Genomic DNA, 21,222 nt, shown 5'->3' with positions numbered 1-21,222 from the left:
TAGGGTGCTGTGTGCTTCAGCTCATGTTCCATATTGGTGCAGCGGATCATGTTGGCCAGGCAATTCGTTGGCTTAATTATTCAATACACAGTGTAGGCAATTATCAGGCCAGCCGTGGAAACCGGAATCACAGGCGGAGATGAGCGAGGCTGAGTGTTTTCCCGCTGCCGGGTTCTCTTTATACTGAACAGGCTGAGTTAATACTTGAGGGAGCATCCATGGCACAGTTTCAGAGTGGTGTTGTCGCAGAGGCCAGTCCTGCGGCACTGTTTTTGACTTTTAATCAGAGTCGTAATGATGGCGCGTTGGCCAAAGTCAAAACGGTTCTGGCTAAAATTCCGGCGTTACAGCAGCTATTTAATGACAACAACCCGGATGCTGATCTGCACATTGTGGCAGCGATCGGCAGCAGTTACTGGAGTCAGTTGGGTGTGGAGGGAACACCGGCTTCCCTGCAGCCATTTCCGAGTTTTGAAAAGGGTGAAATGGTGGCGCCTAACACCCCGGTGGATCTGCTGTTTCATATCCGCTCGGCACGTAAAGATCTCAACTTTATGCTGGCTCAGCGGCTGGTGGATCAACTGGGCGATGCGGTGACACTGGTTGAAGAGGTTGAGGGGTTCCGCTATCTCGACTCCCGTGATCTGACCGGCTTTGTAGATGGTACAGAGAACCCGCAGGGCGATGACCGGATTGACGTCGCAGTGGTCGCGGATGAGGATCTTGAGTTCAGTGGCGGTTCCTATATCCATCTGCAGCGTTATGTTCACAATATGGCGTTCTGGAACCGTCAGCCACTGAAGGTGCAGGAAGATACAATCGGTCGGACCAAGTCTGACAACGTAGAGTATCCGTCAGCCGAGAAGGATCTGACAGCGCACACCAAACGGACCTCACTCAAAGATGCTGAAGGTCGCTCGATCGAAATACTCCGTCACAGCATGCCCTATGGTTCAACCGAAGAGTGCGGTCTGCTGTTTGCCAGTTACTGTCGCAGCCCAGAGAATTTTACCCTGATGCTGCAAAGTATGATTGAGGGTGATGGAGAGGGGCACAGTGATCACCTGCTGAAGTACACTCGTGCTGTTACAGGTCAGGCATTCTTTGCGCCGTCGGTAGCGTTTCTGCAGGGCTTATAGAAAACTGATCAAAAATTGATCCAGGTAGTGTTGTTACACAGAAAGCCGGAAATTGACTATAAAATAGTCACCAATTTGTAAAGTGTCTGGTATACACTATGCTTTCATGTAGAAAAATTACAAAAATGAAGGTCAGAGTGAGATGCGTACAGAGATGAATACTCGCACTATTGCCATCCTGGCAATTGATGGCGAGAACTATGAAGTGGATGGATGTTATCAGGGAAAGCAGCGTAAAGCGCAGTGGTACAATGTGGTAAAAAGCAGTGACCGCAGTGTTCAGGTTGAACATCTGGATGAGTTTCCTACCCACGATAAGATCCGTGAACTGCTGAACTGATTTTCGGCAGTGCATAAAAAAGCCAGAGCAATCATCGCTCTGGCTTTTTTGTTTCTGCAGGTTCTGTAGCGGATTACTGAACCAGTTCGTTGTCGCTGAACATGCCTTCAAACAGCGCAGAGGAAAGGTAGCGTTCGCCGGAATCCGGTAGGATCACGACAATGTTTTTGCCTTCGTTACCTGGCTGCCCGGCAACTCTCAGGGCAGCGCACAGTGCTGCACCGCAGGAGATGCCGGCCATAATGCCTTCTTTCTCCATCAGCAGGCGTGCGGTCTCAATCGCATCTTCGTTACTGACCTGTTCAACCTGATCAACCAGTTCCAGATCCAGGTTTTTCGGTACGAAACCCGCGCCGATACCCTGAATTTTATGCGGTGCAGGTTGTACTTCATCACCGTTCAGGGTCTGGGTAATCACCGGGGAATCGACAGGCTCTACCGCCACAGAGGTGATTGCTTTACCTTTTTCCTGCTTGATAAAACGAGAGGTGCCGGTGATCGTACCGCCGGTACCAACGCCTGCAACCAGAATATCGATTTTGCCATCGGTATCATTCCAGATCTCAGGGCCGGTCGTTTTCTCGTGGATCTCAGGGTTAGCCGGGTTTTCAAACTGCTGCAGCATCATGTGAGTGTCAGGGTTCTGATCGACAATCTCCTGAGCTTTGGCGATTGCACCTTTCATCCCTTTCGCCGGTTCCGTGAGCACAATCTGGGCACCCAGTGCTTTCATGATTTTACGGCGTTCCAGACTCATGGAGGAGGGCATGGTGAAAACGATGTCATAACCGCGGGACGCAGCAACGAAAGCCAGTGCAATACCGGTATTGCCGCTGGTCGGTTCAACCATTGTCATGCCGGGTTTCAGGGCGCCGCTTTTTTCGGCAGACCAGATCATGTTGGCACCGATACGGCATTTAACAGAACCTGCAGGGTTGCGGGATTCAATTTTTCCGAAAATGTTCAGCCCGGGCGCGATGCGTTTCAGGTGCACCAGCGGCGTGTTACCGATGGTCAGAGAGTTATCTTCGTATATTTTCATTCTGCTACCCAACTTATCCTTTAGTCATGCTTATATTCCATAATTGAATATAAGTTCTGTTTTTTAAGTGCATTACAGTCTAGTTGTTGTATCTCAGATGCGCAGCAGGGATCAAGGATTTTTCTGTGTGTATGGCTATTTAGACCTGAGGCCGGCATTGTTATGATGACGTTGATTTCACCAGCCTGGAACTGTGATGCAGATTATCTCGCGAATGCTTGCCCCGGTGGCATTTATGCTTGCCTATTTGATGTTTCGTATTCCGCTATTCCGCGCCTCCCGGACAGGGCATGACCGGGTTATGAAACTGTTTCGCTTTGCTGCCGATAACGGCTCGCGCCGGGCGCTGTCTCTGTATGGTCATCTGCTGCACTTTCGTGGTGAGGGTGTTGAGAACCGAATTCAGGGTGGGATCTATCTGCAGCGGGCTGCAGAAAAAGGGGACAGCAAAGCCAGTTACCAGATGGGCCGGATCTATGAACAGGGCTTCGAACACTATTTTCAGCCCGATCCGGTGAAAGCGCTGGCGTATTATCGTCAGGCGGCTGAACAGTCGCATCTGCTGGCGATCCGGCGGCTGGTGGAGGTTTTTGCCAAGGGCGAGCTGGAACAGGCTGTGGATACGGAAGTTGCCGATCAGTGGCGTGCCCGGCTCCCCTCGCTCTGACCTGCGCCCCGGTAATCTCGGTCGCTTGCTGAGTCCTTCAGCGCGCCTTTCTGGCGGGCGTCTTTATAGCGCTGTATAAACAGATCCAGAGCCTGGTCTAATTGCTGTGCTGCCTCTTTCTCATCGTTGAGCCGGAGCAGCTCGGCGACCGTTTCGGCGGTGCAGAGGTGATCCGGGTCGGGATTGCGACGCAGGTCATACCGGCTTGGGGTTCCGGGGTCGAACGCCAGCAGTGGCAGGTCGTTCAGCCAGGGGCTCTTGCGTACCATCTTACGTACCTCTTTCCAGGTACCATCAGGAATAATGATCAGGCGTTTTCTGGCCGATGTTTTCGGGCTGAGTGCCCGGCTGCGCAGTTTCAGATCGGGCCGGTCTGCCGGGAATAGCAGCCAGCACTCCACATCGGAAGACTGAATCTGTTCAAGCAGCGCTTCAGGCGGTTCCCGGCGTTGCCAGAGGTATAGCTGGCACCCGGGGAGCAGGCGGCGGATGATCCGGCTGGTGCTGCTGGCCCGCTCAGGTTCGTTCTGATGCAGCAGCAGTGCCAGTGTCAGGTCGCTCTGCTGTGGCTGAATCTGGCTGCAACAGCACCACAGTTCAGGCAGGCCGCAGCCGCTGCATCGGTTCAGAGGCACACTCAGCGTTTCTCCATCTGAACTTTGAACTGCAGAACTGCTTCGCCTTTTGCCGGAACGTCCACCTGCCAGCGTGCGCTGCCGCCCATCACCTGTTCGTGGGGATGACTGCTGTTGAGCATTTTCCACTCAAGCGGGAAATTCGCTGTCATCTCCAGGGTTGTCGGTGTGGCCCGGCTGTTGCTGATGCGCAGCTCCTGACCCACCATAAAACCGTTGAAGGTTTTGCTGAAGTGGGTCTGTTTGCGGTGAATCGACAGATCAAAGGCGTTACCCTGACGGATCTCCACCTCATCATTGATACTGCTGTGTCCGATCTCACTGCCACCGGAGAACTGCAACTGGCCATGCTCATCCGGGGTGAATGTGCGGATTTTGCCGCCGGGTAAGGGAACGCCGAGGTGGCTTTTTTCTGTGTTGGCGAAGGTCAGGGTCAGCTCAGGTTTAACCCGGTGCTGATTACGCTCCAGCGTGGGATACACCAGGAACTCATAGTTATAACTGCGCTTAACCGGGATCTCTGCGGCGCTGAGGAAGGCCACCTGTTTGATCTGACCGTTCAGCAGGTCTACATTGCGTGGTAGATTAAATAACTGAAAGTCCCCCAGTTCCTGCTGATCGATCATTTTCGGTGCCGCCTGGGCGACGGCTCCCCGGGCAAAATCGGCCTGCAGCATCTCGGCATGGCGATTACGTACCGGGGTATTGAGTTGCCCGGCGACCAGTGAAATGCGTGCGTTGCTGAAGTCGGTACCGGTCTGGTTACTCAGGCTGGCGCGTCCATCAAGGCTGGCCTTGTCACCCCGTTCGTTCAGTGTCAGCACATAATCCATTCCCCAGCTAAGACCGCCGGTGAGGTAGCTGATTCGGCTCTGCTGCGATTGTTGAGTGCCGCCGCTGCGGAAATTGATACTGGGTTTGCTGAGCAGATGACCGGGGAGCTCGGGAAAAATGAATCGCCACTGATGGTTAAGCGGAATACTTTCAAAGCGGTTTTCGCGTTTGATCAGGGCCCGGTTGCCGTCAATACTCAGCAATTGTACCTGACTGATCACTTCCTGACCGGACACCGGATTGAGACGGGCCAGTTGCAGGTATTTGCCAATATAGTGTTGCAGCAGGTTGTGCTGATTCAGCAGGTTGGTGTTGAGGTTCTGCTCCAGAATCTGCCCGGCGTTATCGATGCGCAGACTCTCGACCTGTAACTGCTCGCTGACATCTTCCAGAGTAACCTCCTGACTGGCCGACAGAGGCGGCAGTTGCCGGGTCTCTCTGACCAGCCCCAGATTCTGGTTATACAGGGTCAGATTGACGGACTGGCGTTGCTCCGAGCTGATCTGCAAATTGTCTGCCTGAGTGATCAGCGGGGTGAAGCATAGTCCGGTGGTGATAAACGCAAGACTGATTTGGCGTAACCGCATGTCGAAATCCCTTTTGTTAACTGCTGCCCGTTATACATCGGCTGGATGAACCCGGACTTACTCGATATCCAGAGCAACCCGGAATCCCCAGCTGTTGCGCTTCGAATCCACCGGGTGGCGGTAGCGGCTGGCCGGGCGGATCAGACGATCTATCTCGAACCATGAACCTCCGCGCATGACCCGGTGAGCACAGGCGCGCTTGCGGTAGGCTGAGCCGTCCAGTGGTGCGAGGTTGTAGTTATCTTCGTAGCAATCGGCCACCCACTCTTCAACATTGCCGGTCATATCGTGCAGGCCCCAGGTATTGGCCGGGAAGCTGCCGACCGGCGCGGTCTGCTTGCCATCCCACTCACTGCCGCAGCCGGCACAGTTTGCCATCCCCGGCTTGAGCTCATTGCCCCACCAGTAGGTGGTCAGATTACCCGCGCGGGCTGCATACTCCCACTCAGCCTCTGAAGGCAGGCGGTAAGGGTGTCCGGTTTCGTTCTTCAGCCAACTGGCATAGGCAACGGCGTCGCGCCAACTGACGTTGACGACCGGACGATTGCCGCGGCCCCAGCCTTCATCATCCGGCAGAGGCCGGTTGGTGGCTTCGGCAAAGCGGTCGTACTCGGCGAACGTGACTTCAAAGCGTGACAGGGCGAAGGGTTTGGCGATGGTCACAACGTGGACCGGCTTTTCATTATCATCACCGATATCGGATTGATCGCCCATGCGGAATTGCCCGGAGGGCAGCAGCACCATCTCCGGCCCATAACTGCCCTGATCGATCTGATCTTTAAAGATCTGATTGCCCGGTTCATCCGGTTCGCTGTCAGCGAGTTTGGTCTTAGCAATCTCCAGCTGCTGCTTGAGAACGGTGTTACTCAGGTTCAGCGCTTCCAGCTTTTTATCCTGCTCTTGCTGCAGCTCTTGCTGAGCCTGCAGAGAATCGTACATCTGCTGCAGAGCGTCCTGTTGTTTCTGAATCTGCAGTGCCTGGAAATCTTTCTCTTTAAAGTTCATAAAATCGGAAACAAACCAGCCCAGCAGATACCCGAGCACGAACAGCAGACTCCCGATTATAGAGTAGAGTGCGACTCTGGGAATTTCAGGCAGGCGCAGCCGGGCCAGTTTATCTTTCAGACTCAGCCTGGCCGGGCCCTCGTCGGATTCGGTGGCTGCCTCGGTATTGCTGTCAGCATCGTTTCCGGTATCGGCTTCGGCGCTGTTCCCGGCGGCTTGCTCCTCCTCTTCAGACGGTGGCGGGAACAGGGCTTTGACCAGTTCAGTACAGTTTGGAAAACGCTCTTCCGGATCGGTAGCGAGTGCCTTTTGCAGGGTTTTCCACTGTTCATCGTCCAGCGCGTCCGGTTGCTCCAGTTGCCTGCGCACCCGATCGGCTTCGCTATCTTCTGCTTTAAAGGGAGCTTTGCCGCTGAGCAGTTCGTAGATGATGCCGGCAAAAGAGTATACGTCGGCTTTACGGCTCAGTTTGCCCGGATGGAACGCCTCAGGTGCCTGATACTGTTTGTAGCCGGGCGGCTGTTTCAGTAAGGGAACGATCGCTTCCATGCTGTCGCGCATGGCGAAGAGTGTCAGCTTGACTCCACCGCGGCGGTTGATATAGATCAGCCCGGTTTCCAGACAACCGTGGGCAGAGCGCAGTTTCTGGAAGCCCATGTCGATGGCGTAAGCGATCTGCCGGATCAGGCCCAGTTGCTGGCTTTCCTGCAGGCTGTTGCCCCGGCTCAACATGGAACCCAGGGTCAGGCCATCGAGTTTTTCGTAAGAGAGAAACAGCAAACCGCCTTTGTGTGAAAAGAAACCGTAGCATTCGGCGATATGTTTGTTCTGGAGCTGCTTACTCAGGGTGGCGTGTTTTTTGACGCCTTCAACGAAGCTGTTCTGCTTCAGCAGCGCGGGATTCAGAATCAGCAGGGTGACCAGAGGGCTGCCGGAAACGCCGATATCTTCCGCTTGCCAGAGCTGGCCGAGAGGGTGGTCGGTGCTGAATTTCAGCAGTTTGAAACGGTGGTGTTCGGGACCGAGAAGGGTTCCTTCCTGGAGGGCTTCGAAAACTGATTCTGGCGTACCGCTCATGTCGACCAATCCTTATTGACTTACTCCGCCGCTGTTAAGGTAAGGCTGGCAGGGTAACCAGCCTGTACTGCTGCAGGTTGCCAGTGCTGACAACCCGCCAGTTCTGATTTAAGCAGAGGTATCCAGTTCGGGGAAGCTTTTCACCAGATCGTCCACGGCTTTCATCTGGCTGAGGTAGGCTTCCAGAGTGTGCAGCGGCAGGGCACAGGGGCCGTCACACTTGGCCTGAGCCGGATCAGGATGTGCTTCCAGAAACAGTCCGGCAATGCCCTGAGAAAGCCCGGCGCGGGACAGTTGTGCGGCCAGTGCCCGGCGGCCACCGGCAGAATCGGCCTGACCGCCCGGTACCTGCAGGGCATGGGTTGCATCGAACATAACCGGGTAACCGAACTCTTTCATAATGGAAAAGCCGAGCATATCTACGATCAGGTTGTTGTAACCGTAACAGGAGCCACGTTCGCAGAGAATCAGGTTTGCATTACCCGCTTCTTCGCATTTATGCAGGATATGTTTCATCTCCTGCGGTGCCAGGAACTGGGCTTTCTTGATGTTGATAACGGCATCGGTTCTGGCCATCGCCTGAACCAGATCGGTCTGGCGGGAGAGGAACGCCGGCAACTGAATGATATCGCAGACTTCCGCCGCCGGAGCTGCCTGATAAGGCTCATGGACATCGGTAATCAGCGGCACGTTGAAGGTCTGCTTGACCTCCTGCAGGATTTTCAGGCCCTCTTCGAGGCCCGGGCCGCGGAATGAGGTCAGGGAGGAGCGGTTAGCCTTGTCGAAGGATGCCTTGAAAACATAAGGAATTCCCAGTTTCTGCGTAACCTCGACATAGTGCTCTGCTGTGCGCAGAGCCAGATCACGGGATTCCAGTACATTCATGCCACCAAACAGTACCATGGGCTTGTCATTAGCAATCTCAATGCCGGCGACAGTGACGGTTTTCTGCTGCATCTTGCTCATCCATTTTAAAAATCGAAAGGGGCATTATAGCCATATCGGCAGGCAGGTGAGAGGGGGCGCCGGACTTTTTATCTCAGTTACTGCAGGGGAACAGGTGCGCGTATTTATCGATCCACTCAAGCGCGGCATCCTGCTCGGTCAGATGACGGCCTTCAAAGGTCAGGACGTATCTGCGGTAACGTTGGATATAGCAGAGTTGCTCCAGCATCCGGATTCGCATCTGTGCGTCCTGATTGCAAAAACCGATCCCCAGGACATAGCCCTGCTGACTCTCGGTACAGCTCTGAATCGTGCCTTTAACTTCCAGATTGGAGGCGACGCTGGGGATTTTGATCCCGATCGCTTCACCGGAATGGAAAGGTTGTCTTGAGTGACAGAGCAGTTGCAGTGAAGAGGAGGGGGAGGCAGTCAGCGCTGCTTCCTGCAGAGAGAGTTCGATGGGAAACTCATCGGGGTGGCGTATATAAACTTTTTCATCGCCCATAATCATCACCTTAGCCGTATTGCCCAGTATAGTCCTGATTTATATGGCTTGTATAATTGATATCGGCCACAGGAGGAGAGCTTTAAACTTTTCCTGACGAGAACGGAGAGAGAAGTCATGAGTGCGTCAGAAAAATCACTGGATGAGCTGAATGCTGATTGTCAGGCGCTGCAGCAGCGGCATGATACGTTGTTGCTGTCTACGCTGGGTGCGCAGCAGGCGGAGATCAGTTATGCCCCATACTGGCGTGATGAGGCGGGTTGTTTTTATATATTTGTCAGTGAGCTGGCGAGTCACACGGCTAATCTTCAGCGCAGCGGGCAGGCCTCTGTGATGTTTATCGCTGCGGAAGCGGAAAGCCGAAACCTGTTTGCCCGGGAGCGTCTGATCTATCAGTGTCAGGCTGATGAGGTGTCACGGGAGTGTGATGACTATGCGCCGGTGCTGGATGCGATGCAGACCAGGTTTGGCAATACGCTGGCAATGTTGCGATCTCTGCCGGATTTTCATCTGTTCAGGCTGACACCGGAAAGTGGCAGTTACGTGGTGGGTTTTGGCCGGGCCTATGAACTGGACCCGGCGACAGGCAAGCTGAGCCATCTCTCTGAAGAGCGCCTGAAACAGGCCCGGGCTTCAGCTAAGCGCGACAACTGATATCAGATATGGCCGCCGCCCATCATCTCCACGACGACGGTTTTGACCAGAAACGCGGCCAGCCCCAGTCCCAGGGCGAAGAACAGAATGAATGTGCCAAACTTACCGGCGTTGGATTTCTTCGCCAGGTCGTAGATGATGAAGAAGATAAACAGGGCAAAGATTGCGAGTCCGACATTCAGTGCGATCGCTTCCATTTCAGCCAGGCGCATAGTGGCTACCTCATCGTTAGAAGATAAAATTGGTTGCGGATTGTACAGTAATGACCGGCTGAAAGGTAGCGGCCCAGCGTGGCTGAAATCCGGCCGGGATGCACCGGCTTAGCTGGTCGGTTTTTGACCTGCGTCAGGGAAAAAATCAGATCTGTCCCGACCTGTTTTGAGGCATGAAAAAAATTAAAAAAAATTGTCACATTGATCTGGTACTTTACTGCCGCCCTGTAGGCCACGGTCCATCAATGATTGCAGCCAATTAAGGCCTTGGTCTACACCCAACACAGGCCAAAATCAAGTATTGCATTACCCCTCTGGATCACTATATTTAGTGTCTTGAATGACGCCGGATACAATATCTTGTGTTCGGTCAGACAGTCAGAGTAGAACGGCTGAACACCCCATGAGCAGGGTGTTTGCTGCAAGTTTCCGGAAGTTAGCCGCAGAAACGCAGCAGTCCACAGCCCTATAATTACAAGTTCACAATCAGCGTTATTTTTGGAAGGTCGCATGCAGCAAGATCTGATGGTTACCAAACGGGACGGTAGACAGGAAAAGCTGGATCTGGAGAAGATTCATAAAGTAGTAATCTGGGCCGCGGACGGACTCAATGCGGTATCTCCATCAGAGGTCGAGCTTAAAGCACACTTGCAGTTCTTCGAGGGGATGAAAACCTTCGATATCCATGAAACGCTGATCAAGTCCGCGGCCGATCTGATCTCTGAAGACGCACCGGATTATCAGTATCTCGCCGCCCGTCTGGCGATCTTCCATCTGCGTAAGCGTGCATTCGGTGAGTTTGAACCGCCACGTCTGTTCGACCACGTTGCTGCTCAGGTTGAAGCCGGTCGTTACGATAAGCATCTGCTGGAAGATTACAGCGAAGCTGAGTGGGACACGCTGAACGAGTACCTCGATCACAAACGTGATATGAACTTCTCCTATGCGGCTGTGAAACAGTTGGAAGGCAAGTATCTGGTTCAGAACCGTGTTACCGGTGAAGTCTTCGAAAGCCCGCAGATCCTGTATATGCTGGTGGCGGCCTGCCTGTTCTCCGATTATCCGAAAGAGACGCGTCTGGATTACGTGCGTCGTTTCTACGATGCAACCTCGCTGTTCAAACTGTCCCTGCCGACACCGATTATGGCCGGTGTGCGGACTCCGACCCGTCAGTTCAGCTCCTGCGTACTGATTGAGTGTGGTGACAGTCTGGACTCGATCAACGCGACTTCTGCTTCCATCGTTAAATACGTTTCCCAGCGTGCCGGTATCGGTATCAACGCCGGTCGTATCCGTGCGCTGGGTAGCCCGATCCGTAACGGTGAAGCGTTCCATACGGGTTGTATTCCATTTTATAAACACTTCCAGACCGCCGTTAAATCCTGTTCTCAGGGCGGTGTGCGCGGTGGTGCAGCAACGCTGTTCTACCCGATCTGGCATCTGGAAGTTGAATCCCTGCTGGTACTGAAAAACAACCGCGGGGTTGAGGAGAACCGTGTCCGTCATCTGGATTACGGTGTGCAGATCAACAAGCTGATGTATAACCGTCTGATCAAAGGCGGCAATATCACCCTGTTCAGTCCGCATGAAGTGCCGGGTCTGTATGACGCGTTCTTCGCCGATCAGGATGAGTTCGAGCGCCTCTACGTTAAGTACGAAAACGATCCGAACATCCGCAAGCAGACCATTAAAGCGGTTGAACTGTTCGGTATTCTCGCCGCAGAGCGTGCGCAGACTGGCCGTATCTATGTGCAGAACGTGGACCACTGTAATACCCACAGCCCGTTTGATCCGAAAGTGGCGCCGGTTAAGCAGTCTAACCTTTGTCTGGAGATTGCGCTGCCGACCAGACCGCTGGAGCATGTTAACGATGAAGAGGGCGAGATCGCACTCTGCACCCTGTCTGCCTTTAACCTGGGCGCTCTGGAAAATCTGGATGAGCTGGAAAATCTGGCTGATCTGATCGTACGTGCGCTGGATAACCTGCTTGATTATCAGGACTACCCGATCCCGGCTGCGCTGACTTCCACCATGAACCGTCGTCCTCTCGGTGTCGGTGTGACTAACTTCGCCTACTACCTGGCGAAGCATGGCGTGCGTTACTCCGATGGTTCGGCTAACGGTCTGGTGCACAAAACCTTTGAAGCTATTCAGTACTTCCTGCTGAAGGCATCTAATGAACTGGCTAAAGAACGGGGCGCTTGTCCGAAGTTCAACGAGACTGTGTACTCAAAAGGTCTGTTGCCGATCGATACCTACAAGCGTGAAGTGGATGAGTTCTGTGAAGAACCGCTGCACTACTTCTGGGAAACCCTGCGTGAAGATATCAAAGAGTTCGGCCTGCGTAACAGCACCCTGACTGCACTGATGCCATGTGAGACCTCTTCTCAGATCACTAACTCCACCAACGGCATCGAGCCGCCACGGGGTTACGTATCGGTTAAAGCCAGCAAAGACGGCATCATGAAACAGGTGGTTCCGGGTTATACCGAACTGCGTGATCAGTACGAGCTGCTCTGGAATATCCCTAACAACAACGGCTACCTGCAGTTGGTGGGTATCATGCAGAAGTTTGTCGATCAGTCGATCTCTGCCAACACCAACTATGACCCAAGCCGCTTCCCGAACGAGAAAGTTCCGATGAAGCAACTGCTGCAGGATCTGCTGACCGCCTATAAAAATGGCGTGAAAACCCTGTATTACCACAACACCCGCGATGGCGCTTCCGATCAGGCAGACGACGGCGGTTGTGAAGGCGGTGCCTGCAAACTCTGATCCGTTAAGGATCAGATTAAGCCGCTGAGATTCAAGCCCGTCCCCCGTGACGGGCAGTTTAACTTTAGACATTCACCTATCAGGTTTCAGGAACGAAGACCCCGATGGCGTATACCACGTTCAGCCACAGTGCTCACGACGCAACAAAAGAACCGATGTTCTTCGGCCGCAGCGTAAACGTTGCCCGTTACGACAGACAAAAATACCCGATCTTTGAAAAGCTGATTGAAAAGCAGCTTTCTTTCTTCTGGCGTCCGGAAGAGGTGGATCTTTCCACCGATCGTAAAGACTTCATGAACATGCCTGAGCATGAAAAGCATATCTTCCTGAGCAACCTGAAGTATCAGACCCTGCTGGATTCCGTGCAGGGCCGTTCTCCGAATATCGCTTTTTTGCCGGTCGTTTCCCTGCCGGAACTGGAAACATGGTTTGAGACCTGGGCGTTCAGTGAAACGATCCACAGTCGTTCCTATACCCATATTATCCGCAACATCATCACGGAACCGTCCGAGGTCTTCGATCAGATCGTGACCAATCCGGAAATCATCCGCCGGGCTGATTCCGTCACCCGACTGTACGATGAGTTTATCAATCTGTGCAGTGTCCACAGCATTCATGGTTCAGGCCTGCATACGGTGGATGGCAAGGTGTATGACACCTCGATGCGTAACCTGAAGAAGAAACTTTATCTGACGCTGGTATCGATCAACGTACTGGAAGCGATCCGTTTCTATGTCAGCTTTGCCTGCTCCTTCGCCTTTGCTGAGCGTGCAATCATGGAGGGCAACGCCAAGATCATTAAACTGATCGCCCGTGATGAAGCGCTGCACCTGACGGGTACCCAGCATATGCTGAATATCATGGCTTCCGGCGCGGATGATCCTGAATTCAGGGAGATCGCTAAAGAGTGTGAAGCGGAGGTTTATGCGATCTTTAAGGAAGCTGCGCAGCAGGAGAAGGACTGGGCGAGTTACCTGTTCAAAGAGGGCTCGATGATCGGTCTGAACGCGCAGATTCTGTCTGACTATGTTGAGTACATCACTAACGTGCGGATGAAGGCGCTGAATCTGGAGGAGATCTTCCCGTCCCGCCAGAACCCGCTGCCGTGGATGAACGCCTGGTTGATCAGTGACAACGTTCAGGTGGCGCCACAGGAAGCGGAGATCAGTTCATACCTCGTTGGTCAGATCGACAACGAAGTAGGCGAGGACGACTTCGACGGTTTTGATCTGTAGGGGGAACTATGGCGGGTCCATCCAGAATTAAGGTGAATCACCACCATACCTTCTACTACCAGTACGAACCGACGCTGCTTGATGCCATGGAAGCGCAGGAGATCCCGGCGCCTTATAACTGCCGGGGTGGCTACTGTGGTTGTTGTAAGGTCCGTCTGCTGGATGGCGAAGTCGAGTACGTACAGGAAAGTTTGCTGGATCTGCAGGATGACGAAGTGCTGACCTGCTGTTGTATCCCGAAAACCCATATTGAGCTGGAAATCCCCGACGAATAACTGCCGGGGAACCGCTCCCATCTGTTGTGGGTAATTTAATCAGATTTATTCAGAACGGTGCTGCCGAGAGGCTTCACCGTTTTTCTGCTGACTTTTTTGCACAGACTGAAAGTTGTTCTGTCAATACCCAGAAAATAAAATAATAATCTTTTAAATATAAGTGTTGATTTGTATAACTTATTGATTATTAAGTATTTATTTTTATTGGGTTAAAAAATAAACGATTTGCTGAGTTCTACGTAATCAGTGGAATACGGCGCTTTACCCAAAAACTATTCACCAAGTTATCCACAGAAGGTGGGGGTAAAACGGATTCCCGGTATTTTGTCCTCAGACGGGCCTGAATCTATTCAGTTAAGGTTCTGCTGATGTCTGTAATCTGGTCACCCGCCCGTTTTCAATCGCGGTCATTCAACGGGTAATTTTTTAAAGGAGAGAAAAGATGTTGAAAAGAGCACTTATGCTTGGCCTGCTTGGTTTAATCGCGCTGAGCAGCGGATGTGGAAACCTGAAGGAAGCAGCGGAACAAGCGCACAGCCAGATTGAAGGGCAGTTTGGTTACCGGGAAAGAATTGCACTGCCACCGGGGGCAACAGCCCGGGTAACCCTGAGTGACGTATCACGTGTGGATGTGGCTGCACCGGTATTAGCAGAGCAGAAGTTCTCCCTTGATGGGCGTTCAGTACCTGTCAGCTATCAGTTAGCAGTACCGGCTGAAAAACTGCGGGAGCAAGGTCGTTATGCCGTTCGTGCAACCATTTATGATGCGGCCGGGCAGATGCTCTGGACGACGGATCGCAGTCATCTGATTGATCCCCTGCTGGCCCGGCAGCAGATGGAGATGATCAGGCTGGTGCGTGTGCAGTCGACAAAGCCTGCAGCGGAGCTGCTGGGGCAGTGGCGGGTAGAGGTCATTGCTGGTCAGCCGGTGATTGATCGCAGCCGAGCGGCGCTTCAGTTTCATGCGGATGGCCGGGTTACAGGGTCTACGGGCTGCAACCTGCTGAATGCTGCGTACACACAGCGTGGGGAGAGGCTGCGGATTAAACCGGCTGCGGTAACGATGCGCGCCTGTATTCCTGCGCTGGGAGATCAGGAATACCGTTTCCTGAAGTTCTTTGAACAGATCCAGCGTTACCGGATAGATCAGCAGGGACGGCTGATTCTGTTGACGGCTGAAGGTGATCGCCTGATCGCCACCCGTCCCTGAGCCGGGGGCAGGGCTGCTTATTTCTGCGGAAACCTTCTTCGGTAAAGTTTTTCGCAGAGAGAAGCGGCGGATACCCCATGCAGCATAATCGACAGAATAACGGTCATTACGATACAGGCGATCAGGTCACTGTACTGGATGAACTGATGGCTTTGCATGAACAGCAGAGCAAACAGTACAGACGCGAGACCCCGCGGGCCAAACCATGCCATAAACAGCTTTTCCCGGGTGGTCAGCGGGCGTGGCCGGGCCGGACCTGATGCCTGCAGCGGAGTTTGTCGCGCCCCGAGTAACGATAACCACACCGGTAGCATGCGAACCAGCGTCAGATAGCAGAGCGCCAGAAGCAGCATATTCCAGCTAAAATACTCAATACAGATCGGAATCATAAACAGGCCGAACAGGAAGAAGGTCAGCATGGTGAACAACTGGCCCTCAGCATCCATAAACTGTTCAATAAACTTTTTATGCTGTTTAACCGTGTTGCCAAACACCAGTCCGCCGACAAAGGCGGCAATAAAACCACTGGACTGCAGCAGTTCGGCAATGCTGTAACAGATACAGGCCGTGGCCAGAAAGAAGATGCTCTGGTACTCCTCAGCAAATCCTCCGGGGTGCTGACTCGCCGCATATCCGTTGAGTCGTTTCTCCATATTGAACCCTTTGGCCAGCAGAAAGCTGATCAGAGCGCCGAGCAAAGGGGCAAGAACCAGTTCGCGCAGAATAAAGCTGCCGGGGTTCAGCGTGGTGGTATTTAAGTCCCCTGCGGATGCTGCGATCAGTGCAGCGGAATAGATCACCATGGGCACCGCGAGGCCGTCATTCAGACCACTCTCCATATTGATTGCATCCCGGATCGGGCCCGGTACCCGAAGATCGGTGACCACCGGTTTTGCCAGAGAGGCATCGGTAGCGGCAAGGGTTGCCGCAAGGAACAGCAGGCCGGGCCAGGCGAGATCGGGCAGGAACAACCAGGTGACCAGCATGCCCAGGAGGATGCTCAATGGCATGCCGATGGTGAGCATGCGAGCCGGAATCTTCCAGTTATAGCGCAGAGCTGACCAGCGAAGCAGAGAGGCATCCGAAAACAGGACGATGACCAGCGTGAGTTCTGCCAGCAGGCTGATCACTTCCAGACTCTCTGCTTTGGCCGGCTGTTCTGTTTCGGGGATCAGCCAGGGCATCCCCAGCGCACAGAGCAGACCGCCAAAAGCAAACAGTGTGGGCAGCGAAATTTTGTCGCTGTCCAGACGCTTGGAGAAAAGTGAATATCCGGCTACCAGAAGAAAGAATACCAGCGCATAAAAGCCCATTGTCAGGGGTTCCCGTCCTTGTCGGTGATAGCAGTGAGGCAGACACTGTCCGTTACCCTGACACCTATACCACAGTTTTCTGGTCAGGGCTGCATCCTGATCCTAAACCGGGAGGTGTGGCGCCCTGTTGTGCTTTGTATTAGATTGGTGCAAGCGTAAATAAAAGGGAAGAGCGCCGTGCTGCAGCATGAACTTGAGGTACTGATTCAATCCGAAATTCCGTTGCTGGTGATTGAAAGTACAGAGGAAAATCAGGTGGTTGAACTGCTGTTGCAGCTACGCCACAGCTACCAGCGACCGTTGTTTAAGTGGACCCTCACTGAGGGGATCAGGCGCCTTGATCAGCCGATGCCGGCGCAGAAACTGTTCTCGCAGCCCACCGAGGCGCTGCAGCATATCAAGTCGGTCAGTAACCCCGGGGTTTATATCATGGCGGATCTGCATCCGTTTATGGATGAGCCGATGCATATCCGTCTGCTGAAGGATATCGCCCTGAACTATGAAACGCTCGGCCATCGGGTCATCCTGCTGAGTCATGCGTTTGAGGTGCCGGTTGAGCTGCGTAAGCTCAGCGCCCGGCTGGAGATTTCACTTCCCGGGCGTAACGAGATTGAGCGGATTGTCCGGGAGGAGGCTCAGAACTGGCTGAAACGTTCTGGTGCGCGGGTTCAGGCGAGTCAGGAAAATCTGCAATTGCTGGTGTCCAATCTGACCGGTCTGACCCGTACCGATGCCCGCCGTCTGGCGCGGAACGCGATCTTTGATGATGGCGCGATTACCGCCAGTGATATCCCTGAGGTTAACCGGGCGAAATACAAGCTGCTCAGTGAACAGGATAACCTGCACTTTGAGTACGATACCGCGCAATTCTCTGAAGTAGCCGGCTTCAGGCGACTGAAACAATGGCTGGATGAGCGCAAAGTGTTTTTTAACGGGGATGCATCCAGTCTCCCGGATACGCCTGCGCCAAAAGGGATGTTACTGCTGGGGGTACAGGGCTGCGGTAAGAGTCTGGCAGCCAAGGCCGTGGCAGGGAGCTGGCACGCGCCGCTGTTACGGCTGGATTTTGGCGCGCTGTACAATAAATATTACGGAGAGAGTGAAAAGAACCTGCGCGAGGCGTTGCAAACTGCTGAGGTGATGGCGCCCTGCGTGCTCTGGCTGGATGAGATCGAAAAGGGGATATCCGCTGATGGCGGGGAAAGCAGCGGTCCTGCCAGTCGGATGCTGGGTACCCTGCTGACCTGGATGGCAGAGAAAAAAGCCCCGGTGTTTCTGGTGGCGACGGCTAACAATATACAGGCGCTGCCACCGGAACTGGTGCGCAAGGGCCGTTTCGATGAGATCTTCTTCGTGGATCTGCCAGATGAGGAGATCCGCTTCAAGGTGTTTGATATCCATCTTAAGCGCCAGAAGGCGGACCCTGCTGCGTTTGATTTTGCCCGTCTGGTTGAGGCCAGTGAAGGATTCTCCGGGGCTGAGATTGAGCAAGCGGTAGTGTCTGCGTTTTACACAGCCCATGCACAAGAGAGTGAGCTGAATCAGGCAATATTACTGGCGGAACTGCGAAAAACCCAGCCGCTTTCTGTGGTGATGGCGGAGCAGATTGCCGAACTCAGGGCCTGGGCCTCACAACGGACCGTCCCCTGCGATTAGTGCAGGGAAGGCGGTTTTGTGTACCGGCTTCTCCCAAATGGGGCGAATTTGGGTCTACACTTCTGGATGAATTAATACGTTAAGCAATAAGATGCGGAGTAGGGTCTATGGCAAAGCAGTTTGAAGTCCTCAGAGAGATGGGCTTTAACGAACCGATGGAGATCGAGCGATTCAGCACCCGGACTGAAGGCAATATGGATATTTTGAAGATCTATCTGCGCCGTCAGCATGGTGACTGGTTTTCCAAGAGTAAGAAGTTCAAGTTCAAACGTGCCGATAAATCTCTGGAGCGCGGCACGGCCTACGGCGGTGCAACTGAACCATCAGGTTTCTTTCTGCGTGCGCTCGGTGAGCTGGAACAACTGGTCAAGGTGGATCACGATTCCCAGTCGAAGAAACAGGTTCTGCTGGAAGAGCTGGAGCATCTTGAAAAAGTTATGACCCGGAAGATGGAAGATCTTCGCCGTCAGATTGAAGATCTCTGAATCAATCCGGAGGGCGGCCCTGTGTTACAGGCGCAAGCCCTCCCTTCTTTCCAATGACACCGATACCCTGCCCCAGGGGCGGAGACGAGCCCTGTCTGCTAAACTGTCTGGTTGGCAAGCCGGGTAAAAGCATGCATATTGCAGTGATCATTTCCCCCGGACCGGATGCCCTGTTGTGAACCTGGACGTTAGCCTCACTTTTCTGATTCTGTTTATTACGATCGCCCTGTTTATTCTCGACTGGATTCGTATGGAGCTGGTTGCCCTGATGGCGGTGGTGGCGCTCTGTTTCAGTGGCATTATCACCCCGGGCGAAGCGGTTTCCGGGTTCGGTCAGTCGATTGTGGTGATGATTGCTGCGCTGTTTGTGGTCGGGGAGGGCCTGTTTCGAACGGGGGTGGCGGCACGGGTTGGCAGTTGGCTGATCAAAGCCGGCGGCGAGAGCGAACTTCGCCTGTTACTGATGCTGATGCCGCTGGTGGCGCTGATCTCGGCCTTTATGAGCTCAACCGGCGCCGTGGCGCTGTTTATCCCGGTGGTGATCAGTGTTGCCCGGCGGGCGAATATCGCCAGTGCCCGGCTGATGATGCCGCTGGCCTATGCTTCGCTGATGGGGGGGATGCTGACCCTGATCGGTACCCCGCCGAACATTGTTGTCAGCGGTCAGTTGCAACAGGCCGGGTTGAGCGGCTTTGGCTTTTTCGAGTTCACCCCGGTGGGGCTGATTATCCTGCTGGCGGGTATGTTCTACATGATGACAGTGGGCCGCTGGTTACTGTCAGGTCTGGAAACGCGCAGTGAACAACCGGGCCGGGTGACGTTGCGGCAGATGGCCGAAGTTTATGAGGTGGCTGACTGTCTGCACAGTGTGGTCGTCAAACCCGACTCTACGCTGATCGGCCAGACAGTATCGGAAGCCGGAATGCGGACCCATTTTGAGGTTACGCTGATCGCTATTCGCCGCAAGGGACGCCTGCTCAGCAGCCTGATGCCGGTGCTGTCCGGCACCCAGATAGCCGCGCAGGATGAGCTGTTAGTGTACGGTACCAGCGAAGATGTTGAACGGCTGTGTGGTTATACCCACCTGCAACTACGCGGGTTTGCGGAAAGCCGTCGGGATGAGATTGCCCAGCAGTTTGGTGTGGTAGAGGTGATGCCCCGGCCGGATGCGGAGATACTCGGCCAGAGCCTGAAGCAGGCGCGTTTCAGGGATCGCTACAAACTCAGTGTAATCGGTATGCGGCGGGGGAGTCAGACCGTTGCCACCGAGTATCAGAGTACCCCGATCGAGATGGGCGATACCCTGCTCTTATGTGGCGGTTGGGAGTACATCGAAAAGCTTTCACAGCAGCATGAGCTGGTGATTCTGAATACCCCGGCGGAGCAGGATTCCGTACCTGCACGTACCCGACATGCGCCCATGGCGCTGATGATTCTGGCGTTGATGCTGATACTGATGGTGACTGGCTGGCAATCCAGCCTGACCGCGGTACTCACGGCCATGTTACTGATGCTGCTGACCGGTTGTGTAAAAATGGATGAGGCGTACCGTTCGTTGAATGCGCCCAGTCTGATCCTGATTGCGGCGATGTTACCGCTGGCGGGGGCCATGGAGCGGAGTGGGGCGCTGCAACTGGTGGTGGATAACCTGCTGCAACTGCTGGATGGGCGCGGGCCGGTTCTGGTGTGTGCTGGTCTGTTTGTGTTTACCACTGTGTTCAGTCAGTTTATCTCAAACACCGCCACCACTGTGCTGGTGGCACCGGTGGCACTGGCTGCGGCGCAGGGGTTAGGTCTCAACCCTGAACCCCTGCTGATGACCGTGGCGATTGCAGCGTCCACCGCCTTCGCCACGCCGATCGCTTCGCCGGTGAACACGCTGGTCATGACGCCGGGAGGCTACCGCTTCAACGACTTTGTGAAGGTGGGTATCCCTCTTCAGTTGCTGACCCTGGCCCTGACGCTGCTGTTTGTGCCGATGCTTTTCAGTTTTTAGTCCAGTTCTATCTCGCCCAGTACCTGGGTGATCGGCTGGACTCCGGCCCAGACATCCAGTTGCATATCCTCCGCTTCGTCGATCGGCCCGCCGCGGCGGATTTTTGCGGAAACCTCCTCCAGTTTAAAGGCCAGTACAGCGGTGGCTTTCAGTTCGGTATCGTTCGCGGGTCTGGCCTCCAGAGAACGGCCTTCCCGGACCCGCTCCATCAGCAGGTCAAGCTGGCGGCGTTTCTCCTGTTCCTCATCGATCAGCTCCGCCTGGGCGTAGATCATCACACTGCGGTAGTTAACTGAATGATGGAAGGCCGAGCGGGCAAACACCAGACCATCAAGCAGGGTGACGCAGATCGCGGCTGGCTGGCCGGCCAGCAGAGCCTGAAACAGGCCGTTTTTACTCGAGCCATGAATATACAGGTAATCACCGTCTACCCAGTGAATAGTCGGCTGTACCAGCGGTTGACCATGCCAGTGAGTACTGACGTGGCAGACCAGTGCCTCATCGAGAATTTCACGGATCTGTTGTTTGTCATAGCAGGCTTTTTTCGGGCTTCGCTTGAGCTGAGTTCTGCTGCTGATCGGATATTCGCTCACCAGTGGGCTCCTTCTTATGAATCGGTTTTGACCCAGTTTAGG

General features: G+C 54.1%; 20 protein-coding genes. 11 read left to right on the top strand and 9 right to left on the bottom strand.

The window, feature by feature from the left end:
* Window positions 1-218: 218 nt before the first annotated feature.
* Window positions 219-1,139 carry a Dyp-type peroxidase gene (locus QUD59_RS03575; RefSeq protein WP_286239647.1) on the top strand — a complete coding sequence of 307 codons (921 nt, stop codon included), beginning with the start codon at window positions 219-221 and terminating at the stop codon, window positions 1,137-1,139.
* A 154-nt stretch (window positions 1,140-1,293) separates the two neighbouring features.
* Entirely contained in the window at window positions 1,294-1,479 is a 186-nt protein-coding gene (locus QUD59_RS03570; protein ID WP_286239645.1) for a hypothetical protein, read from the top strand.
* Window positions 1,480-1,552: 73 nt separating this feature from the next.
* Here QUD59_RS03570 and cysK read toward each other — a convergent pair whose 3' ends face one another.
* Window positions 1,553-2,521 carry a cysteine synthase A gene (gene cysK / locus QUD59_RS03565; RefSeq protein ID WP_286239644.1) on the bottom strand — a complete coding sequence of 323 codons (969 nt, stop codon included), beginning with the start codon at window positions 2,519-2,521 and terminating at the stop codon, window positions 1,553-1,555.
* Between the two features lie 196 nt (window positions 2,522-2,717).
* Here cysK and QUD59_RS03560 point away from each other — a divergent pair, with 196 nt between their 5' ends.
* Window positions 2,718-3,188: a tetratricopeptide repeat protein gene (locus QUD59_RS03560; protein WP_286239643.1), complete on the top strand. Its 471-nt coding sequence runs from the start codon at window positions 2,718-2,720 to the stop codon at window positions 3,186-3,188.
* Here the strand turns inward: QUD59_RS03560 and QUD59_RS03555 are convergent.
* The 5 genes from QUD59_RS03555 to QUD59_RS03535 all read right to left on the bottom strand — a co-directional run bounded on the left by QUD59_RS03555 (window position 3,158) and on the right by QUD59_RS03535 (window position 8,776).
* Window positions 3,158-3,823, bottom strand: coding sequence for a tRNA-uridine aminocarboxypropyltransferase (locus QUD59_RS03555; protein ID WP_286239642.1), 666 nt, complete (start codon window positions 3,821-3,823; stop codon window positions 3,158-3,160). The two genes, QUD59_RS03560 and QUD59_RS03555, sit on opposite strands and share 31 nt — an antisense overlap.
* Window positions 3,824-3,825: 2 nt before the next feature.
* Window positions 3,826-5,244 (bottom strand): DUF4139 domain-containing protein, encoded by a 1,419-nt coding sequence (locus tag QUD59_RS03550; protein ID WP_286239641.1) that lies wholly within the window; start codon window positions 5,242-5,244, stop codon window positions 3,826-3,828.
* 57 nt (window positions 5,245-5,301) lie between these two features.
* Window positions 5,302-7,326, bottom strand: a complete 2,025-nt coding sequence (locus tag QUD59_RS03545; RefSeq protein ID WP_286239640.1) for an SUMF1/EgtB/PvdO family nonheme iron enzyme — start codon at window positions 7,324-7,326, stop codon at window positions 5,302-5,304.
* 108 nt (window positions 7,327-7,434) lie between these two features.
* Complete coding sequence (gene kdsA, locus QUD59_RS03540) at window positions 7,435-8,283, bottom strand: 3-deoxy-8-phosphooctulonate synthase (protein WP_286239639.1); 849 nt, start codon at window positions 8,281-8,283, stop codon at window positions 7,435-7,437.
* An 82-nt stretch (window positions 8,284-8,365) separates the two neighbouring features.
* Entirely contained in the window at window positions 8,366-8,776 is a 411-nt protein-coding gene (locus QUD59_RS03535) for a hypothetical protein (RefSeq protein ID WP_286239638.1), read from the bottom strand.
* Window positions 8,777-8,893: 117 nt separating this feature from the next.
* Between QUD59_RS03535 and QUD59_RS03530 the strand changes: the two genes are divergently transcribed.
* Window positions 8,894-9,430, top strand: coding sequence for a HugZ family pyridoxamine 5'-phosphate oxidase (locus QUD59_RS03530; protein WP_286239637.1), 537 nt, complete (start codon window positions 8,894-8,896; stop codon window positions 9,428-9,430).
* Between the two features lie 2 nt (window positions 9,431-9,432).
* Here QUD59_RS03530 and QUD59_RS03525 read toward each other — a convergent pair whose 3' ends face one another.
* Entirely contained in the window at window positions 9,433-9,642 is a 210-nt protein-coding gene (locus QUD59_RS03525; RefSeq protein ID WP_286239635.1) for a DUF2788 domain-containing protein, read from the bottom strand.
* Between the two features lie 510 nt (window positions 9,643-10,152).
* On the opposite strand from QUD59_RS03525, the gene nrdA reads away from it, so the two are divergent.
* The 4 genes from nrdA (at window position 10,153) to QUD59_RS03505 (ending at window position 15,137) form a co-directional block, all read left to right on the top strand.
* Window positions 10,153-12,417, top strand: a complete 2,265-nt coding sequence (nrdA, locus tag QUD59_RS03520; RefSeq protein ID WP_286239633.1) for a class 1a ribonucleoside-diphosphate reductase subunit alpha — start codon at window positions 10,153-10,155, stop codon at window positions 12,415-12,417.
* A gap of 104 nt (window positions 12,418-12,521) precedes the next feature.
* The gene (gene nrdB / locus QUD59_RS03515; RefSeq protein ID WP_286239632.1) at window positions 12,522-13,652 is read left to right on the top strand and encodes a class Ia ribonucleoside-diphosphate reductase subunit beta; all 1,131 of its coding nucleotides are present in this window, start codon (window positions 12,522-12,524) and stop codon (window positions 13,650-13,652) included.
* A gap of 8 nt (window positions 13,653-13,660) precedes the next feature.
* Window positions 13,661-13,927: a class I ribonucleotide reductase maintenance protein YfaE gene (gene yfaE, locus QUD59_RS03510; protein WP_286239631.1), complete on the top strand. Its 267-nt coding sequence runs from the start codon at window positions 13,661-13,663 to the stop codon at window positions 13,925-13,927.
* Window positions 13,928-14,369: 442 nt separating this feature from the next.
* A complete protein-coding gene (locus tag QUD59_RS03505; protein ID WP_286239629.1) occupies window positions 14,370-15,137 on the top strand; it encodes an META domain-containing protein in 768 nt (255 codons plus the stop codon).
* A 17-nt stretch (window positions 15,138-15,154) separates the two neighbouring features.
* Here the strand turns inward: QUD59_RS03505 and QUD59_RS03500 are convergent, their stop codons facing one another.
* The gene (locus QUD59_RS03500; RefSeq protein WP_286239628.1) at window positions 15,155-16,450 is read right to left on the bottom strand and encodes a cation:proton antiporter; all 1,296 of its coding nucleotides are present in this window, start codon (window positions 16,448-16,450) and stop codon (window positions 15,155-15,157) included.
* 177 nt (window positions 16,451-16,627) lie between these two features.
* Here QUD59_RS03500 and QUD59_RS03495 point away from each other — a divergent pair, with 177 nt between their 5' ends.
* The 3 genes from QUD59_RS03495 to QUD59_RS03485 all read left to right on the top strand — a co-directional run bounded on the left by QUD59_RS03495 (window position 16,628) and on the right by QUD59_RS03485 (window position 20,587).
* A complete protein-coding gene (locus QUD59_RS03495; RefSeq protein WP_286239627.1) occupies window positions 16,628-18,106 on the top strand; it encodes an AAA family ATPase in 1,479 nt (492 codons plus the stop codon).
* A gap of 107 nt (window positions 18,107-18,213) precedes the next feature.
* Window positions 18,214-18,591 (top strand): DUF3461 family protein, encoded by a 378-nt coding sequence (locus QUD59_RS03490; protein WP_286239626.1) that lies wholly within the window; start codon window positions 18,214-18,216, stop codon window positions 18,589-18,591.
* A gap of 175 nt (window positions 18,592-18,766) precedes the next feature.
* A complete protein-coding gene (locus QUD59_RS03485) occupies window positions 18,767-20,587 on the top strand; it encodes an SLC13 family permease (protein WP_286239624.1) in 1,821 nt (606 codons plus the stop codon).
* Here the strand turns inward: QUD59_RS03485 and QUD59_RS03480 are convergent.
* On the bottom strand, window positions 20,584-21,180 hold the full coding sequence (locus tag QUD59_RS03480; RefSeq protein WP_286239623.1) for a pyridoxamine 5'-phosphate oxidase family protein: 597 nt from the start codon (window positions 21,178-21,180) through the stop codon (window positions 20,584-20,586). The genes QUD59_RS03485 and QUD59_RS03480 overlap by 4 nt on opposite strands.
* Between the last annotated feature and the right edge of the window lie 42 nt (window positions 21,181-21,222).

The sequence above is a fragment of the Neptuniibacter halophilus genome (assembly GCF_030295765.1).
GTDB classification, from domain to species: Bacteria; Pseudomonadota; Gammaproteobacteria; order Pseudomonadales; family Balneatricaceae; genus Neptuniibacter; species Neptuniibacter halophilus.
This window is presented reverse-complemented; position numbering and strand designations above follow the sequence as displayed.

Bases quoted from the DNA above. Each gene is read 5' to 3' on its own strand.
- QUD59_RS03570 (WP_286239645.1), top strand. From the start codon at position 1,294: ATGAATACTCGCACTATTGCCATCCTGGCAATTGATGGCGAGAACTAT.
- QUD59_RS03490 (WP_286239626.1), top strand. From the start codon at position 18,214: ATGGCAAAGCAGTTTGAAGTCCTCAGAGAGATGGGCTTTAACGAACCG.
- QUD59_RS03575 (WP_286239647.1), top strand. From the start codon at position 219: ATGGCACAGTTTCAGAGTGGTGTTGTCGCAGAGGCCAGTCCTGCGGCA.
- QUD59_RS03545 (WP_286239640.1), bottom strand. From the start codon at position 7,326: ATGAGCGGTACGCCAGAATCAGTTTTCGAAGCCCTCCAGGAAGGAACC.
- kdsA (WP_286239639.1), bottom strand. From the start codon at position 8,283: ATGCAGCAGAAAACCGTCACTGTCGCCGGCATTGAGATTGCTAATGAC.
- QUD59_RS03530 (WP_286239637.1), top strand. From the start codon at position 8,894: ATGAGTGCGTCAGAAAAATCACTGGATGAGCTGAATGCTGATTGTCAG.
- QUD59_RS03525 (WP_286239635.1), bottom strand. From the start codon at position 9,642: ATGCGCCTGGCTGAAATGGAAGCGATCGCACTGAATGTCGGACTCGCA.
- QUD59_RS03560 (WP_286239643.1), top strand. From the start codon at position 2,718: ATGCAGATTATCTCGCGAATGCTTGCCCCGGTGGCATTTATGCTTGCC.
- QUD59_RS03505 (WP_286239629.1), top strand. From the start codon at position 14,370: ATGTTGAAAAGAGCACTTATGCTTGGCCTGCTTGGTTTAATCGCGCTG.
- cysK (WP_286239644.1), bottom strand. From the start codon at position 2,521: ATGAAAATATACGAAGATAACTCTCTGACCATCGGTAACACGCCGCTG.
- nrdA (WP_286239633.1), top strand. From the start codon at position 10,153: ATGCAGCAAGATCTGATGGTTACCAAACGGGACGGTAGACAGGAAAAG.
- QUD59_RS03550 (WP_286239641.1), bottom strand. From the start codon at position 5,244: ATGCGGTTACGCCAAATCAGTCTTGCGTTTATCACCACCGGACTATGC.
- QUD59_RS03535 (WP_286239638.1), bottom strand. From the start codon at position 8,776: ATGGGCGATGAAAAAGTTTATATACGCCACCCCGATGAGTTTCCCATC.
- nrdB (WP_286239632.1), top strand. From the start codon at position 12,522: ATGGCGTATACCACGTTCAGCCACAGTGCTCACGACGCAACAAAAGAA.
- yfaE (WP_286239631.1), top strand. From the start codon at position 13,661: ATGGCGGGTCCATCCAGAATTAAGGTGAATCACCACCATACCTTCTAC.
- QUD59_RS03500 (WP_286239628.1), bottom strand. From the start codon at position 16,450: ATGGGCTTTTATGCGCTGGTATTCTTTCTTCTGGTAGCCGGATATTCA.